We start from the raw sequence: 16,268 nt of genomic DNA on the forward strand, positions 1-16,268 counted from the left end.
ACCTCCTCATCTTCCCCGCTGCGGGCCGTCGAGCCGCGCGGGACGGAATTGGCACCTCCCGCCCGTCGCGCGGAGCGCGGCAGGCGGCGGTTGCCGGGGCTTCGTCGGGCCGTGTCCCTCTGCCCCTCTGGATGAGTGAACGGGGTGGACTCTACCCAGTCGCGGCGCGCGCCCGGCGGCGGGACAGGATGGGCCGGTGAGCGCGCGCGTCGTCTACACCGACCTCGACGGCACGATGGTGGGCCCGCGGGGCTCCTTCTGGCACACGGCGGGACGGGACCTCACCGACGGGCCGGCCGGCGCGCTGCTGGACCTGCACCGGGCGGGGACGGCGTTGGTGCTGGTCAGCGGCCGCACCTACGAGCAGGTGGTCGAGGCCGCGCGGATCTTCGCCGCCGACGGCGCCATCGCCGAGCTGGGCGCCACCATCGGCTGGGGCTCCGGGCGGAACACCCACCGGCTGCGGGGCGCGCTGCCCGAGGAGTACGGGGAGCGCACCCCGATGGACGTCATGGCCGAGCTCGGCGTCGTCGAGGACCTGGTCGCCGCGCACCCCGGGCGGCTGGAGTGGCACGCGCCGTGGCACGCCACCCACGCCACCGACGCGCTGCTCCGCGGCCGGGTGGACGCGCTCGCCGTGGACGCGTGGCTGGCCGAGCGCGGGGCCGGCTGGCTGACGCTCAAGGACAACGGCGCGATCCCCGCCGCACCGTGGATGGGGCTGGCCGAGGAGGCCGCCCCGCCGCGGGTCTACCACCTGATGCCGCGCGGCATCTCCAAGGGCGCGGCGATCGCCTGGGACCTGGAGCGCCGCGGCCTCTCCCCCGACGACGCCGTGGCCATCGGGGACAGCGTCAGCGACCTGGACATGGCGCCGGCGGTGGGCCGGCTGTGGATCACCGCGAACGGGGCCGCCGTCGACGGCATGGCCGAGGCGCTGGCCGCCGTCCCCAACGCCTCGGTGACCGCCGGGGCCATGGGCGAGGGCTGGGCCCAGGCGGTGCGCGCGTCGCTGTGAGCGGGCCGCCGCCGGGCCTGGAGCCAGGGGTGACCCGGCCCCAGCAGCGCTCTGCCCACTCCGGCGGGGCAGAGCGCCACTCCCGCGGGGAGGACACCCGGCGGGGAGAGGCCGTCAGCCGGCCCGGGGCTCGCGGCCCGGCCGCGCGCAGGGACGGTGTCGCCCGGTGGGGCGGCAGCTACGACGTGACGTCGCGGCGGGCGAAGTGGCGGAAGCCCAGGGCGGTGAAGACGGCGGCGTAGACCAGCGCCTGCACCACCCCGCGGAACAGGTCCCCGGAGTCCACCGGCGTCTGCAGCAGGTCGGTCCACGCGTAGGCCTCCGCGAGCGGGAACCAGTCGCGGATCGCGCCGAGCTGCTCCACCTCGTCGAGGATCGCGAAGACGACGACGGTGAACACGGCGCCACCGACGGCGGCCAGGGGCGCGTCGGTGATCGTGGAGAACCAGAAGGCCAGCGCGCCGACGGTGAGCAGGTGCACCGCCAGGTAGCCCAGCATGCCGGCCAGCCGCAGCATGCCCTCGCCCTGGTCGATGCCGACGCCGACCGGTGTGGTGATGTCGCCGAAGCCGAACGCGATGCCCCCGGCCACCACCGAGACCACCGCGAGCGTCAGCAGCGCGCCGACCGCCTGCACGAACGCGGCGAGCCACTTCTGCCGGAGCAGCCGCGCCCTCGGGACCGGGGTGGCCAGCGCGTACCGCAGCGACCCCCACTGCGCCTCGCTGGCGACGGTGTCGCCGAAGACGAGCGCGTAGACGACGACGAGGAAGAAGCCCGTGGTCGCGAAGAGCACGAACAGCGTGAAGTTCAGCCCGCTCGCCGTCGCGACGTCGACGAGGTTGATCCGCGCGTTCTCCGCGGCCTCCTCGTCGGCCCCCAGCTGCAGGGCGGCGATCAGGACCAGCGGCAGCGCGGCCATCAGCGCGAAGACGCCCAGGGTGCGCCGGCGCTTGAACTGCCGGCGCAGCTCGACCGGGAGCCGCAGGGTCCGCTCCGGCCGGTACCCGGCGACCGCCCCGGTCGGCTGCACGTGCTGCTCGGTGCCCGTCGTCATGACTCCCCCACCAGCGCCAGGAAGGCGTCCTCCAGCCGGCGACGCGGCGTGAACTGCTCCACGGCGACGCCCGCCGAGACCAGCGCCTGCAGCACGTCGGCCCGCCGCACGCCGTCGAGCTCGGCCACCAGGCCGTCGTCCGTGCGGCCGGCGGTCACGCCGGGCAGGCCCGACAGGACGGCGACCGCCCGGTCGGTGTCGGCGTCGTCGGCCAGGCCGACCAGCACGGAACCGCCGGCACCGACGATCTCCTCGACGGTGCCCTGGGCGATCTTCTGCCCCTTGGCCATCACGACGACGTGGCTGCAGGTCTGCTCGATCTCGCTCAGCAGGTGGCTGGAGACGATGACCGTGCGGCCGGTGGCGGCGTAGTTGCGCAGCACCTCGCGCATGGCGTGGATCTGCGGCGGGTCGAGCCCGTTGGTCGGCTCGTCGAGCACCAGGAGGTCGGGCAGGCCGAGCATCGCCTGGGCGATCGCGACCCGCTGGCGCATGCCCTGGCTGTACCGGCGCACCGGCCGGTCGATCGCCGCGCCGAGGCCGGCGACCTCGATCGCCTCCTCCATGTGCGCGTCCTCGGCCGGGCGGCCGGTGGCGGCCCAGTAGAGCGTCAGGTTGTCCCGGCCGGAGAGGTGCGGTTGCAGGCCGGTGCCCTCCACGAACGAGCCCAGCCGGGACAGCACCGGGGCACCGGGGCCGGCGGCGTGCCCGAAGATGCTGATCCGGCCGTCGGTGGGCCGGATCAACCCCATGAGCATGCGCAACGACGTCGTCTTCCCGGCCCCGTTGGGCCCGAGCAGGCCGAGCACCTGGCCGCGCCGCACCTCGAAGGAGAGGTCGCGGACGGCGACGAAGCCGTCCTTGTACGCCTTGGTCACGCCGGTGAAGCGCAGGGGGACGTCCTCCCCGTCGGGCTCCACCTGCGAGATCCGCCGGTCGCGGCGCCTGCCCCACCAGCGGGCGGACAGCCAGCCCAGCAGCCCGAGGCCGGCGAGGACGGCCAGCAGCACCCACCAGCGGGAGGCGCCGGTCGGGGCCTCGCTGCGGCCTTCCACTTCGGGGGCGGCCAGCGTCGCCTCACCCGCGGAGACGCCGTTGGGGGCGGTGTCCGAGGCCAGCCCGACCGAGTAGACCGCCGCCTCGGCCGGCAGCGCGAAGGCCTGGTCGGTGGAGGAGACCAGCACGCGCATGGTGTGCCCGGTCTCGAAGCGGTGCACGATGCCCGGCAGCGTGACGCTGACCCGCGTCGGGGCGGTCGGGTCGGTGGAGACGCCGGTGAGCGCGAGCGGCGCCACCAGCCCGCCGGGCAGCGTGGTCGCGCCGTCCGGGCCGACGTCGTAGAGCTTGGCGAAGAGGGTGGCGCTGCCGCTGGGCGAGGCCACCGCGAGGTCGATCGTCGAGGCGCCGACGACCTCGACCGGGGCCTCCAGCGGGGCGCTGTCGAACGCGGCGAACTGGCCGGGGATCTCCGCGGTGCTGCCGCCGAGCGCGGAGGTCAGCGCCCCGAGCCCGGGCAGCGTGGTGAGCGCGGCGGGCGTGCCACCGGCGGGGGTGACGACGGGCTGGACGGGGCCGGAGACGGTCACCGCCCGGCGGGTGGCCGGCTCGGCGCCGTCCAGCCCGGGGTAGACCTCGGCCGCGACGGCCCGGCCGCCGCCCTGGACCCGCCCGACCGTGGTGCCCAGGCCGGTGGGGGCGGGGAACTCGAACCCCGTGCCGGGGTCCTCGCCCTGCCCCCGCAGGTGCCAGTCGAACCAGCCGGCGACGTGGTCGCGCAGGTCCTGCACCTGCCCGTCCGACGACGAGGCGTCGTGGCCGCCGGCGAACCAGACCACCTTGACCGGGGTCCCGTCCGCGGCGATCCCCCGCGCGTTCGCGTCGGCCTGGCCCAGCCCGAACAGCGAGTCCTGGGTGCCCTGCACCAGCAGCGTCGGCACGTCGATCCGGTCGAGGACGCCGGCCGGGCTGCTGCGGTCGAGCACCGCGGCGACCTCCGGCGTCAGCGTGCCGGTGGAGGCGGCCGCCTGGTAGGCCTCGCACACCTCGAGGCGGAAGCGGCCGCAGGTGAGCAGCAGCTCGGCGGCCTCCGGGTCCGCGGCGGCCTGCTCGAGCAGCCGCTCGGGCAGGCCGGCGGGCAGCGCGCCACCGCCGGCCCCACCGGCCCCGCCGCCGAGGGCGTCCAGCAGGCCGCCCGAGGCCGAGCCGATCCCGAAGAACAGCCCGGACCACAGCTGCTTGTAGACGCCGGCCGCCTCCGTCTGCGGCACCGCGGCGACCGTGTCCGCGACGAGGTCGCCGGTCTGGGACGGGAAGAGCGACGCGGTCAGCGAGTGCCAGGTGATCTGCGGCGCGATGGCGTCGACCCGCTCGTCGTAGGCCGCGCCGAGCAGGGCGAGCGCCCCGCCGTACGAGCCGCCGGCCACCCCCACCCGCGGGTCGCCCTCGGCGTCGAGCTCGACCTCCTCGCGCTCGGCCAGCAGGTCGAGCAGCGTGGAGAGATCGGCGATCTCGTAGCGCGGGTCGTTGAGCCCGATCCGCCCGGTGCTCTCCCCGAAGCCGCGGGCCGAGTAGGTGAGGACGACGTACCCGCGGTCGGCCAGGTCCGCCGCGTCGTCGGCGACCGAGCGCTTGCTGCCGCCGAAGCCGTGCGCGAGCACCACCGCCGGCGCGGGCTCGTCGGTGCCGGGCAGGTACAGGGTGGTGTCGAGCTCGACGGCGTCCTCGCCGGAGCCCGAGGGCACCCGGGCCTCCTCCGTGCGCACCTCGGCGGCGCCCGCCGGGGGCGCGAGCGCGAGCAGGCCGGCCGGCAGGGCGAGGGCGAGCAGGGCGGCGGCCGCGGCGCGCGCACCGGGGCGCGGGCGGGGACGCACGAGCCCGCGGAGGGAACGCACGACGGGCCCAACGGCCGGGGGCCGTCCGGTGTTCCGGGGAGCGGCCCCGGCCCGGGTCAGGGCTGCCAGTTGCCCGTGGCGACGATGACCAGCCCCGGCGCCGGGACGTCGGCCACCTCGAAGAAGCGCGGCGCGGGGCCGGCGAGCTCGGGGAACTGCTCGATCAGCTGCAGCGCCGCCTGGCGCTGCTGCTCGTCGCCCTCGGTGAAGTACACGGTCGTCGCCGAGACGTCGGTGCCCGGGTAGGCGCCGACACCGGGCGACTCCCAGCCACCGGCGACGACGGCGCCGGAGATCTTGGCGGCGAGGCCGGTGATTCTCGTGGCGTTGAGGACGGTGACCGGGACCCGCACCGGGGTGGTGATCGCCGGCTCGACGACCACGGGGCTCTCCGGCAGCGGCGGGAGGGCGGCGGTCGGGACGGCGACGGTCGGGACGCTGGCGGGAGCGGGCGCGGCCGCGGCGGCCTCCTCCTTCTCCGGCGCGGTGACCGTGTAGACACCGAGGACCGCGCCGGCGACGACGGCCATGGCGACCAGACCCTTGAGCACGCGGCGCGGCTTGCGCTCGGGCTCGTCGTCGAAGAGCACCTCGGGGGTGCCGTTGCGCCTGGCCGCCTTGCGGCGCGCGGCGTCGGCAGCCTGCCGCTCGGCGCGGTAGGCGGCGCGGCCGCCCTTGACCTCCGCCCCGCCCGGCGCGGGAGCCGCCACCTCGGCGTCGAGGTCGTAGCCGTCGTCGTCGTGGCCGTCGTCGTCGTGGCCGTCGTGGCCGAGGTCGTCGTCGGAGGCGGCGTCGGCCCGCCGCGCGCTGATGTCCCGCTCGGGGATCGCCGTCGTGGCCGGCGACTCGAGGACCGCCGGCGCGAGCCGCGAGCGGCCGGTGTCGTCGGTGCGCGAGGGCTTGGTCCAGTCGCCGTAGGAGGACGACGGCGCGCCGGACGGGGTGGTCTGCCGGGGCACGCGGGGGACGCGCGGCACGGGGGCGCTGCGGCCCGACCCACGGGTCGGGCCCGTGGTGGCCAGCGGCTCGTCGTCGACCAGCAGCGCCGTCGGGCCCGCGGGAGAAGCGGCCGGTGCCGGGGCGGGCGAGGGCACCGCGCGGAACGGGGCGGCGCTGGTCTGCGGGCCCGGGACGCCCGCGGCGCGGGGGGTGACCGGCGCGGGACCGGCGGCGGCACGCGCGGCGGCCGGCACGGGCGGCAGCGGCAGCCGGGAGCGGGAGACCTGGTGCCCCGCCTCGCCGGGAGCACCGGCCACGACGTCGCGCCGGGGGCCGCGGCGATCGCGCCCGGGGGCAGTGGGGTGGTCGCTCAGGCCGGCACCGGGGAGGGAGCCGTCCGGGGCGTCGGTGCGGCGCCGCCCGGCGGGCGGCGACACGTGCCCCTGCGCCACTCCGTCACTGCCTGACGCCGCGTGCCTGCCCACGGTGAGCAAATCTAATCCATGTCATTCCCGTTGCCCAGGATCTGCGGCGAGCGCGTCCGACGCCGCGCCGTCCGCAGCCGGCGCAGGCGCCGGACCAGGAGCGGGTCGGCCGCCAGCGCCTCCGGCCGGTCGACCAGGGCGTTGAGCGCCTGGTAGTACCGGGTCGGCGTCGTGTCGAACAGGTCGCGGATCGCCGTCTCCTTGGCCCCGGCGCGCCGCCACCACTGGCGCTCGAAACCGAGCATCTCGTGCTCCCGCCGCGACAGGCCGGCGGCGCCGGCCGGCACGGGCCTGTCCCCTGACCCGTCGACCCGGGGCGGGGAGACCACGGGGGCTGGGTCGCTGTGCATCGTCGGACCATCTCCTGAGCTGCTCCGCCGGCCGGGCGCTCCCGGCGGCTCGGGCACGACGGTAGCGCCGTCCACCGACGTTCCCGGCCCACGCGCCGCGGCGGACCCGGCAGCGCCGTCAGGGGGTGGCGACCACCGCGTCGCGGGCCGCCCGGCGCGCCCCTGCCCGGGCGTGCCGCCACGTGTCGGCGGTGAAGACCGCCAGCGCCACCCAGACGATGACGAAGCCGGCCAGCCGGGCCGGCGGCATGGGTTCGTCGTAGACGAAGACGCCGATCGCCAGCTGCATCAGCGGGGTCAGGTACTGCAGCAGCCCCACCGTCGAGAGCGGGATGCGCCGGGCCGCTGCGGCGAACAGCAGCAGCGGCACCGCCGTCGCCACCCCGGCGCTGGCCAGCAGGAAGGCGTGCCCGGTGCCGGCGTTGGCGAACGTGCCCGTGCCCCCGGCGTGCAGCACGGCGAGGACGGCGCCGGCCGGGATCGCCACCAGCGTCGTCTCCAGGAACAGCCCCGGAGCCGCCTCGATGCGGACGAGCTTCTTCATCAGCCCGTACAGGCCGAAGGAGAGCGCCAGGCCGAGGGCGATCCACGGGGGGCGCCCGTAGTCGACGGTGAGGACCACGACGGCGACGGCGGCGATGCCGACGGCGACCCACTGGAGGGGCCGCAGCCGCTCGGCGAACACCACCACGCCCAGGAGCACGCTCACCAGCGGGTTGATGAAGTAGCCGAGCGAGGTCTCCACGACCTGGCCGGAGTTGACCCCGTAGACGTAGATCAGCCAGTTGGTCGCGATCAGCACCGCCGCGCCGGCCAGGACGAGGAGCGTGCGCGGGCTGGCGACGGCGGCGCGCACGTGCCCCCACCGGCGGACGGCGGTCAGCAGCAATGCCACGAACAGCAGCGACCAGAGCACCCGGTGGGCCACGATCTCCAGGCCGCCGGCGGGCTCCAGGAGCGGGAAGTACAGCGGGAAGATGCCCCAGAGGGCGTAGGCGCCGAGGCCGGAGACCACCCCCAGGCGACGCTCGTCCACGGCGGCACCGTACGCCCGCGCCCGGGACCGGCCGCAGCCGACCGGACGGGCCTACCGTTTCAGCGTGAGCTCTCAGCGCCCCGGCCCCCTGCAGTGGGTCTGGTACGCGTACGGCGGTGGGTTGCCCCGCGAGCTGGCGCCGTGGGTCCTGGAGGACACCACCCGCAGCACCTGGGTGTGGCGGCAGCTGGCCCGGGCGGTGGTGCAGCTGCTGCCCCTGATCGTGGTCTGCCTGCTGCTGGTCCCCGTCCCGCTGGCCTACCGGGTCGCCGCGGCCGGCGGCGGGCTGCTGCTCGGCCTGCTGTTCTCGCTGGCCTACATGGTCGAGACCACCGAGCACCGGGTGGTGAAGGCCGGCTACCCGCCGGGGACGGCGGGGCGCCTGCGCGCGGAGCGGGCCGAGCGGGCGCGGGTGGAGCGGCTCTCCCCCTACCGGCGCGACGGCGCGGGGAGCTTCGACTGAGCCGACGAGGGGACTCGAACCCCTAACCGCCCGATTACAAGTCGGGTGCGCTACCAGTTGCGCCACGCCGGCGGGACGTGGGGACAGGTCCCGGGACAAGGATAGGGACACGGCCGGGGCGGAACCGCGCGGCGCCGTCCGACCCGCTGATCGTCCAGGGGCTGCCGTCGTACCTGCCTCGTGGCCGCGGGGGGAGCTGCCCGCGCTCCGGCTCCGGCTCCGGCTCCGGCTCCGGCCAGCCTCTCCCGGGACGGGTCCGCGCTGCCTCCCGGCTCGCGCCCCCTCGATCCCGTCGTCCCCCGGTGGCAGGCTGGCCGTGCCGCAGGACGGCGGCGCGGGAGTCGAGGGAGGCAGCCGTGCAGGACGTGGTGGTCCGCCGGCACGTGGCCGCGCCGGTGCAGCAGGTCTGGCAGGTGGCGACCGACCTGACGGGTTCGCCGCAGGTGCTCCGCGGGGTCGACGCCGTGGAGGTGCTCACCCCGGGCCCCTTCGACGTCGGGACGCGGTGGCGGGAGACCCGCACGATGATGGGCCGGTCGGCGACCGAGGAGATGACCGTGACCGCGGTGGAGCCGCAGCGCTCCTACCGGGTCGAGGCGGCGGGCCGGGGCGCCCACTACGTCTCGACCCTCGCGTTCGCCCCGTCCGCCGACGGGGGCACGGACGTGACGATGACCTTCGGCGGCCGGCCCACGAGCACCGTGGCGCGGGTGCTCGGCGCGGTCACCGCGCCGCTGGGACGCCGGGCCGTGGCCAAGGCGCTGCAGCAGGACCTCGACGACATCGCGGCGGCCGCCGAGCGGGCCTGACCCGGCTCACCCCCGGGCCCGGCCGTCCTCCCGGTGGTCGGGCAACCCGAGGGTCAGGCCGCCTCGGTCTCCGTGCTGGGGTCGGCGCGCGGCGGGGTGCCGCGGACGAAGCCGGTCGGGTCGACGCTGCCCAGCGGCCCGGCGGCCAGCCAGCGGGCGAAGCCGTCCGGGTCGCGGCGCTCCAGCTCGTCGAGCACCTGCGCCCGGCGGGCCACCAGCCGCTGCCGCACCGCCGGGGTCAGCGGCCGCTGCAGCTCCGCACCGGTGCGCCGCCACTCCTCCCCGAGGGTCGCCGTCGACGCCCCGCCCACGGGCCCGGCCACCGCGCCCAGCGGGGGCACCGCGCGCAATGCGGCCTCGCGCCGGTCGCGCGCCCACCGGAGAGCCGCCCAGCCGGCCGCACCGAGCCCGAGCAGCAGCAGCGCCACGCCCCCGCCGGCGAGCACCGCCGTCCCGCTCACCACCAGCAGCGCCCCGATCGTGACGGCCGCCGCCTGGCCGGCCGACTCGAGCACCGACCGGCGGCCCGGCCGCGGCGCCTCGCGCGCCACCCCGGCCGCCACGCACCCCGCGAGCGCGCCGGAGACGCAGACCGCCACCAGGCCCGGGCCCCGGAGCGCGATGCCGCCGACGACCGCCAGCACGGCCGCGCAGGCCAGGCCGACGCCGATGAGGAACCGGACGAGAGGACCACGGACGGGCACGGACAGCTCCACGGGGCCGACGGGACGGGCAGCGGGCCACGGTGCGGAGCCCGGCCCGGGACCGCCCACTACCCGCCCCGGGCCGCCGCTGCACACGGAGTTCCGCGGACGGCACCCCGCCCCGCCGAGCGCCCCGGTGACCAGGCAGGATCGGGCGCCGTGGGCTCCTCGGTGGTCGACGTCGACCTCCGCCTGGGTGCGGTGCTCGTCGCGCTGACCGCGCTGGCCGCGGTGAGCGGGCGGGTGTCCGGGCTGGGCGAGGACCGGCCGGTGCTCGTCGCGGCGGCGCGCGCCACGGCGCAGCTCACCGTCGTCTCGGCCCTGCTCCTGGTCGTCGTCCGGTCGCTCTGGCTCTCCGCCGCCTTCGTCCTCCTCATGGTGTCGGTGGCCACCGCCACCGCGGCCGGGCGCGCCACCGGCCGGCCGCTGCGCTCACCCGGGGCCGTCGCCCGGCTGGCGGCCATCGCCGTCCCGGTGGTCGGCGGCGCCGCCCCCGTGGTCGCCCTCGTGCTGGCCAGCGGCACCGTGCCGCTCCGCGGCGAGGCGGTCATCCCCATCGCCGGCATCCTGATCGGCGGCGCCATGACCGCCACCTCCCTCGCGGGCCGGCGCCTGCGCGAGGAGCTCGCGCAGCGGCGCGGCGAGGTGGAGGCCGCGCTCGCGGTCGGGCTGCTCCCCCGCGACGCGGTGCTGCTGGTCGGCCGCCCGGTCGCCGGGACCGCGCTCGTGCCGCCGCTCGACCAGACCCGCACGGTCGGGCTGGTCACCCTGCCCGGCGCCTTCGTGGGCGTGCTGCTCGGCGGCGGCAGCCCGCTCGAAGCGGGGGCGGCGCAGCTGCTGGTCCTGGTCGGGCTGCTGGCCGCCGAGGTGCTGGCCGTGTGGGCGGTCACCGAGCTCGTCGCCCGCGGCCGGGTGCTGCCCGTCCCGCGCTGACCACGGCGTCCAGGAAGCTCACAGCACCCCTCCAGCGTTGCGCCAGTGGAAGGGCCGACAGTGGGTTCCGACGCAGCAGCCGCACGGCTGCGAGGAGAGGAACGACGCGTGACCGAGCACCAGCACCAGCACCACGGCGCGGGGCAGCAGTTCGCCTGGCAGCCGCCGGCGGCGCCGCAGCCGACCACCCCCCAGCCCCTGCTGACGCCGGGCTACCCCGGTTACGGCGGGCTGCCGGCGCCGGCCGAGCAGCGCACCCCGCGCCGCGGGAGCCGGCTGCGCATCGGGCTGGCCGGCCTGGTCGCCGGGGCGGTGATCGGCGGTGGGGCCGGAGCCGGCGTCGTAGCCCTGGTCGACGAGCCGGCCGCCGGTACCGGGTCGCCGGCCTCCGCGCAGAGCGTGACCATCGAGAACCCCGACCGGGCGACCACCGCCACGGCCGCCGCGGCCAAGGCCGCACCGAGCGTCGTCACCGTGTACGTGAGCAGCGGCTCCGGCGCGGGCAGCGGCTCCGGGGTCGTCCTGACCGCCGACGGCTACGTGCTCACCAACAACCACGTCATCGCCGAGGGGGCGAGCGGGGCCGGCGCCGTCCAGGTGCGCACCGCCGACGGCACCCTCTACGACGCCGAGATCGTGGGCACCGACCCCGCCTCCGACCTCGCCGTCCTCCGCCTCGACGGCGCGGAGGACCTGGTCGCGGCCACGTTCGCCGACTCCGACGAGGTGCAGATCGGTGACGTCGCCGTCGCCATCGGCGCCCCGCTGGGCCTGTCCAACACCGTGACCGACGGGATCATCAGCGCCACGGGCCGCGCCGTCGCCACCGGCTCCACGCAGGACGACGCCACCGTCCTCGACGCCATCCAGACCGACGCGGCCATCAACCCCGGCAACTCCGGTGGTGCGCTGGTCGACGGCGCCGGCGAGGTGATCGGCATCAACACCGCGATCGCCACCGTCGCCTCGGGCCTGCCCGGCGGGCAGGGGCAGAGCGGCAACATCGGCGTCGGCTTCGCGATCCCCGCCAACACCGCGCAGCGCGTCGCCCAGCAGATCATCGAGACCGGTGACGCCACCCGCGCCTACCTCGGGGTCCGCGCCAGCACCGCCGCCGACGACCAGAACCGCGAGGTCGGCACCGGCGCCGAGGTGGCGCTGGTGGAGCCGGGCAGCGCGGCCGAGGAGGGCGGGCTGCGGGTCGGCGACGTCGTGACCGCCGTCGGCGAGCGCCCGGTCACGACCTCCACGGAGCTGACCGCCGCGATCCGCAGCGAGGCGCCGGGCGACACGGTCGAGCTGACCGTGCGCCGCGGCGGCGACACCCGCACCGTCGAGGTCGTCCTGGGCGAGACCGACTAGGACCCCGGCGACCGCCCGGCCCGGCTCCCTAGGCTGGGCCGGGTGGCCGCCCCCCGATTGACCGCCCCGCTGGCCGGCTCGCTCGACGACCCGGCCCGGGCCCGGGACCTGACCCGGATGAAGCGGCTGGCGACCGGGCTGTTCCTGCTCGCCGCGGTCGTCTTCCTCGGCTGCGTGCTGCTGGGCGAGGAGGCCGGCGCGTGGGTCGGCTACGTCCGGGCGACGGCGGAGGCCTCCATGGTCGGGGCGCTGGCGGACTGGTTCGCCGTCACCGCGCTCTTCCGGCACCCGCTGCGGCTGCCCATCCCGCACACCGCGATCATCCCGCGCAAGAAGGACCAGATCGGCGAGAGCCTCGGCACCTTCGTGCAGGAGAACTTCCTGACCCGCGCCGTCGTCGCGGAGAAGCTCGCCACCATCGACGTCCCCGGCCGGCTCGGCGCCTTCCTGGCCGCCCCCGGGCGGGCCGAGCGCCTCGGTGGCGACGCCGCCACCGCGCTGACCGGCCTCACCCAGCTGGTCAAGGACGACGACCTGCAGCCCGCCGTCGCCGCGCTCGTCGCGCGCAAGCTGCACGACACCCCCGCCGCCCCCGCGCTGGCCCGGGTGCTCGAGCTCGTGGTCGACGGCGACCGCCACCAGGAGGTGCTGTCCGCGGCCATGCGCCTCATGGCCCGGTTCCTCGACGAGAACCGGCTGGTGTTCCGGGCGCAGCTCGGCGACGCCTCCCCCGCCTGGGTGCCCGACTGGGTCGACGACCGGGTCTTCGACCGGGCCTTCGCGGGGGTGCACCGCTTCCTCGCCGAGGTCGCCGCCGACCCCCGCCACGAGCTGCGCCGCGCCTACGACGCCCGGCTGCGCGCCTACGTGCACGCCCTGCGGACCGACCCGGCCACCGCCGCGCGGGTGGAGGAGTTCAAGCACGAGGTGCTGGCCCACCCCGCCGTGCGCGACTGGTCCGGCTCGCTCTGGACGACGGCGAAGGACGCGGTGCTGACCGCCGCGGCCGACCCGGCGTCCCCCCTGCGCGCCCGCGTGACCGCGCTCATCCTCGACGGGGCGCGGCTGCTGCGCACCGACCCCACCGTGCGGGAGCTGGTGCAGCGGCACAGCGGCCAGGTGGCGGGCTACGTCGCCGAGCGCTTCTCCGGCGACCTCGCCGACCTGGTCAGCAGCACCGTCGCCCGGTGGGACACCGAGGAGACCAGCCGGCGGATCGAGCTGCAGGTGGGCCGTGACCTGCAGTGGATCCGGGTGAACGGCACCGTCGTCGGCGGCCTCGCGGGCCTGGTCATCTACACCGTCGCCCAGCTCCTGGGCTGAGCGGGCGTCAGGTCTGGATGTAGGCGACCAGCTGCTGGCGCTCCGCCTCCAGCTCGTCCAGCCGCGCCTTGACGACGTCGCCGATCGAGACGATGCCGACCAGGACGCCCTCGGCGACGACGGGCACGTGCCGCACCCGGTGGTCGGTCATCGTCCGCGCGAGGCCGTCCACGGTGGCGTCCGGGGGGCAGACGTGCACCTCGGTCGTCATCACACTGGACACCGGCTGGCCGAGCAGGTCGCTCCCCCGCTCGTGCAGCCCCCGCGCGACGTCCCGCTCGGAGACGATCCCCTCCACCCGGCGGCCGTCGGGCGACACGACGAGGGCTCCGACCTCCCTCTCCGCCAGCAGCTGGAGGGCCGACCGGATGCTCGCGGACGCCTCGACGGTGGCCACGTCGGAGCCCTTGCGCCGGAGCAGTTGGCTGATGCGCACGCTCTCCTCCTCGGGACGGTGCCGGGAGTGTGCTCCGGCGCCCCCGCCCGCGCAACGGTCCTGCGCCCGGCCCGGCGACCGCTAGCGGGCGGCGTCCGAGCTGCGGCGCAGCGCGGCCTGGTAGAGCGCGATCCCGGCGGCGACGCTGACGTTGAGCGACTCCGTGTCGCGCGAGATCGGGATGCGGACGACGACGTCGCACTTCTCCCGCACCAGCCGCGAGAGCCCGGCGCCCTCCGCGCCGACGACCAGGGCGACCGGGTCGGCGAAGCCGTCGTACTCGTGCAGGTCGACGTCGCCGTCACCGGCCAGCCCCACCGTCTGCAGGCCGGCGTCCTGGTAGGCGGCGAGCGCCCGCGGCAGGTTGACCGCCCGGGCGACGCGCAGCCGGGCCGCCGCGCCGGCGCTGGTGCGCCAGGCCGAGGCCGTCATGCCCACCGCGCGGCGCTGGGGGACGACGACGCCGTGCGCGTCGAACGCGGCCGCCGACCGGACGACGGCGCCCAGGTTGCGCGGGTCGGTCACCCCGTCCATCGCCACGACCAGCGGCGCGCGGCCCGAGTCGCGGGCGATGTCGAGCAGGTCGTCGGGGTGGGCGTAGTCGTACGGCGGGACCTGGAGCCCGATGCCCTGGTGCAGGGCGCCCTGCGCCATCCGGTCGAACTCGGCCTTGCCGACCTCGAGCAGCGGCAGCCCGCGGTCGGCCGCCAGCGCGAGCGATTCGGCGATCCGCTCGTCGGTGCCGCCGCGCGTGGTGTCCCCGGTGACGACGTACAGGGCCGTCGCCGGGATCTGCGCGCGCAGCGCCTCGACGACGGGGTTGCGGCCGAGCAGCAGCTCCGGAGACTCCTCGGCGCGCTGGCGGGCGCGGGCGCGGTCGGCCCGCTGCCGCGCCTCGGCCTGGGCACGCCGCTGGGCGGGGTGCCCGGTGCGCATCTCGGCGGGCGGGGTGGCCCCGCGGCCGGCGAGCGACCGCCGGTTCTTGCCGCCGGTACCTGCGGTCGCGCCCTTCTTGCCCGCACCGGTCGTGCGGCCGCGTCGCTGGCTGTTGCCGGCCATCAGCGGGTCAGCTCCCATCGGGGTCCGTGCGGGGTGTCCTCGACGGTGACGCCGAGGGCGGCGAGCTGGTCGCGGATCGCGTCCGCCGCCGCGAAGTCCTTGCGTGCCCGGGCCGCCTGGCGCTGCTCCAGCGCCAGCGCCACCAGGCCGTCGGTCGCCCGGGCCAGCCCGTCGTCGCCGGCGGTGGCCCACTGCGGGTCGAGCGGGTCCAGCCCGAGCACGCCCAGCATGGCGCGGACCGAGCCCAGGGCGGCGGCCGTGGCGGCGTCGTCCCCGTCGGCGAGGGCGGTGTTGCCCTGACGCACCACCTCGTGGACCGCGGCGATCGCCGCCGGCGTCCCGAGGTCGTCGTCGAGCGCCGCGTCGAAGGCGGGCGCGCGCCGCGCCTCCCCCGCGTCGGCGCCGACCCGCTCGGCCGCCCGCTTCACGAAGGACTCGACGCGGCGGTAGGCCTGCCCGGCCTCCTCCAGCGCGGCGTCGGTGAACTCGACCGTCGAGCGGTAGTGCGGGGCCACGAGGTAGTAGCGCAGCTCCACCGGGCGCACCCGCCGGACCACCTCGTCGACCAGGGCCGTGTTGCCCAGCGACTTGCTCATCTTCTCGCCGCCGAGGGTGACCCAGCCGTTGTGCAGCCAGTACTGCGCGAACGGGTCGCCGGCCGCCCGGGACTGCGCCTGCTCGTTCTCGTGGTGCGGGAAGCGCAGGTCCAGGCCGCCGCCGTGGATGTCGAACTCCGCGCCCAGGTACTTCCCCGCCATCGCCGAGCACTCCAGGTGCCAGCCCGGCCGGCCGCGCCCCCACGGGGTCGGCCACGAGGCCGTGGCCGGCTCGGTGGCCTTGGCCGCCTTCCACAGCGCGAAGTCGCGGGGGTCGCGCTTGCGCTCGTCGGTGTCGGTGTCGGCGGCGGGCTCGAGGGCGTCGAGCCGCTGGCCGGTGAGCGCCCCGTATCCCGGGAAGGAGCGGACGTCGAAGTAGACGTCGCCGTCGACCGCGTAGGCGTGCCCGCGCTCGACCAGCCGCTCCATCAGCTCGACCATCTCCGGGACGTGCCCGGTGGCGCGCGGCTCGTAGGTCGGCGGCAGCACGCCGAGCACGTCGTAGGCGCGGGTGCTGGCGCGCTCGTTCTCGAAGGCCCAGGCCCACCAGGGGACGTCGTGCTCGTCGGCCTTGACGAGGATCTTGTCGTCGATGTCGGTGACGTTGCGGACGTAGGTGACCTCGAGGCCGCGGGCGACCAGCCAGCGGCGCAGCACGTCGAAGGAGACCGCCGCGCGGACGTGCCCGACGTGCGGCGGCCCCTGCACGGTGAGCCCGCAGACGTACACCGACGCGTGACCGGCACGCAGCGGCGTGAAGTCGCGGACCGCACGGGCGGCCGTGTCGTACAGGCGGAGGCTCACCGC

General features: G+C 76.8%; 15 protein-coding genes, 1 tRNA gene and 1 riboswitch. Of the genes, 6 read left to right on the forward strand and 10 right to left on the reverse strand.

Annotated features, from left to right (window positions below; genetic code table 11):
• Positions 1-3 precede the first annotated feature (3 nt).
• Positions 4-138, reverse strand: a riboswitch (SAM riboswitch).
• A gap of 58 nt (positions 139-196) precedes the next feature.
• Positions 197-1,018 carry an HAD hydrolase family protein gene (locus E9549_RS02015; RefSeq protein ID WP_236824901.1) on the forward strand — a complete coding sequence of 274 codons (822 nt, stop codon included), beginning with the start codon at positions 197-199 and terminating at the stop codon, positions 1,016-1,018.
• Positions 1,019-1,196: 178 nt separating this feature from the next.
• Here E9549_RS02015 and E9549_RS02020 read toward each other — a convergent pair whose 3' ends face one another.
• The 5 genes from E9549_RS02020 to rarD all read right to left on the reverse strand — a co-directional run bounded on the left by E9549_RS02020 (position 1,197) and on the right by rarD (position 7,776).
• On the reverse strand, positions 1,197-2,075 hold the full coding sequence (locus E9549_RS02020) for an ABC transporter permease (protein ID WP_236824902.1): 879 nt from the start codon (positions 2,073-2,075) through the stop codon (positions 1,197-1,199).
• Complete coding sequence (locus E9549_RS02025) at positions 2,072-4,945, reverse strand: alpha/beta fold hydrolase (protein ID WP_236824903.1); 2,874 nt, start codon at positions 4,943-4,945, stop codon at positions 2,072-2,074. Before E9549_RS02025 ends, E9549_RS02020 begins: the two co-directional genes overlap by 4 nt.
• A gap of 77 nt (positions 4,946-5,022) precedes the next feature.
• Entirely contained in the window at positions 5,023-6,342 is a 1,320-nt protein-coding gene (locus E9549_RS23950) for a LytR C-terminal domain-containing protein (RefSeq protein ID WP_236824904.1), read from the reverse strand.
• A gap of 59 nt (positions 6,343-6,401) precedes the next feature.
• On the reverse strand, positions 6,402-6,677 hold the full coding sequence (locus tag E9549_RS02035; protein ID WP_236824905.1) for a DUF3263 domain-containing protein: 276 nt from the start codon (positions 6,675-6,677) through the stop codon (positions 6,402-6,404).
• Between the two features lie 181 nt (positions 6,678-6,858).
• Positions 6,859-7,776: an EamA family transporter RarD gene (gene rarD, locus E9549_RS02040; RefSeq protein WP_236824906.1), complete on the reverse strand. Its 918-nt coding sequence runs from the start codon at positions 7,774-7,776 to the stop codon at positions 6,859-6,861.
• Between the two features lie 64 nt (positions 7,777-7,840).
• On the opposite strand from rarD, the gene E9549_RS02045 reads away from it, so the two are divergent.
• Positions 7,841-8,239: a DUF5313 family protein gene (locus E9549_RS02045; protein ID WP_236824907.1), complete on the forward strand. Its 399-nt coding sequence runs from the start codon at positions 7,841-7,843 to the stop codon at positions 8,237-8,239.
• Here the strand turns inward: E9549_RS02045 and E9549_RS02050 are convergent.
• Positions 8,239-8,311 (reverse strand) — tRNA-Thr (locus tag E9549_RS02050). The two genes, E9549_RS02045 and E9549_RS02050, sit on opposite strands and share 1 nt — an antisense overlap.
• Positions 8,312-8,595: 284 nt before the next feature.
• On the opposite strand from E9549_RS02050, the gene E9549_RS02055 reads away from it, so the two are divergent.
• Positions 8,596-9,048, forward strand: a complete 453-nt coding sequence (locus tag E9549_RS02055) for an SRPBCC family protein (protein ID WP_236824908.1) — start codon at positions 8,596-8,598, stop codon at positions 9,046-9,048.
• Between the two features lie 53 nt (positions 9,049-9,101).
• Here the strand turns inward: E9549_RS02055 and E9549_RS02060 are convergent, their stop codons facing one another.
• Positions 9,102-9,764 carry a hypothetical protein gene (locus tag E9549_RS02060; RefSeq protein WP_236824909.1) on the reverse strand — a complete coding sequence of 221 codons (663 nt, stop codon included), beginning with the start codon at positions 9,762-9,764 and terminating at the stop codon, positions 9,102-9,104.
• A gap of 147 nt (positions 9,765-9,911) precedes the next feature.
• Here E9549_RS02060 and E9549_RS02065 point away from each other — a divergent pair, with 147 nt between their 5' ends.
• The 3 genes from E9549_RS02065 to E9549_RS02075 all read left to right on the forward strand — a co-directional run bounded on the left by E9549_RS02065 (position 9,912) and on the right by E9549_RS02075 (position 13,370).
• Positions 9,912-10,685 carry an ABC transporter permease gene (locus E9549_RS02065; protein ID WP_236824910.1) on the forward strand — a complete coding sequence of 258 codons (774 nt, stop codon included), beginning with the start codon at positions 9,912-9,914 and terminating at the stop codon, positions 10,683-10,685.
• Between the two features lie 108 nt (positions 10,686-10,793).
• On the forward strand, positions 10,794-12,047 hold the full coding sequence (locus tag E9549_RS02070; protein WP_236824911.1) for a S1C family serine protease: 1,254 nt from the start codon (positions 10,794-10,796) through the stop codon (positions 12,045-12,047).
• Positions 12,048-12,089: 42 nt separating this feature from the next.
• The gene (locus E9549_RS02075) at positions 12,090-13,370 is read left to right on the forward strand and encodes a DUF445 domain-containing protein (RefSeq protein WP_236824912.1); all 1,281 of its coding nucleotides are present in this window, start codon (positions 12,090-12,092) and stop codon (positions 13,368-13,370) included.
• A gap of 7 nt (positions 13,371-13,377) precedes the next feature.
• Here E9549_RS02075 and E9549_RS02080 read toward each other — a convergent pair whose 3' ends face one another.
• The 3 genes from E9549_RS02080 to cysS form a co-directional block, all read right to left on the reverse strand.
• A complete protein-coding gene (locus E9549_RS02080) occupies positions 13,378-13,806 on the reverse strand; it encodes a CBS domain-containing protein (protein WP_236824913.1) in 429 nt (142 codons plus the stop codon).
• A gap of 81 nt (positions 13,807-13,887) precedes the next feature.
• Positions 13,888-14,865: a 23S rRNA (guanosine(2251)-2'-O)-methyltransferase RlmB gene (gene rlmB, locus E9549_RS02085; RefSeq protein WP_308113049.1), complete on the reverse strand. Its 978-nt coding sequence runs from the start codon at positions 14,863-14,865 to the stop codon at positions 13,888-13,890.
• Positions 14,865-16,265, reverse strand: a complete 1,401-nt coding sequence (cysS, locus tag E9549_RS02090) for a cysteine--tRNA ligase (RefSeq protein WP_236824915.1) — start codon at positions 16,263-16,265, stop codon at positions 14,865-14,867. Before cysS ends, rlmB begins: the two co-directional genes overlap by 1 nt.
• Positions 16,266-16,268: the final 3 nt, after the last annotated feature.

Source organism: Blastococcus sp. MG754426 (genome assembly GCF_021699055.1).
In the GTDB taxonomy this organism is placed as follows: Bacteria; Actinomycetota; Actinomycetes; order Mycobacteriales; family Geodermatophilaceae; genus Blastococcus.

What these genes read in the sequence shown, in the direction of transcription:
- rlmB (WP_308113049.1), bottom strand. Translation starts at nt 14,865, where the DNA reads ATGGCCGGCAACAGCCAGCGACGCGGCCGCACGACCGGTGCGGGCAAG.
- E9549_RS02020 (WP_236824902.1), bottom strand. Translation starts at nt 2,075, where the DNA reads ATGACGACGGGCACCGAGCAGCACGTGCAGCCGACCGGGGCGGTCGCC.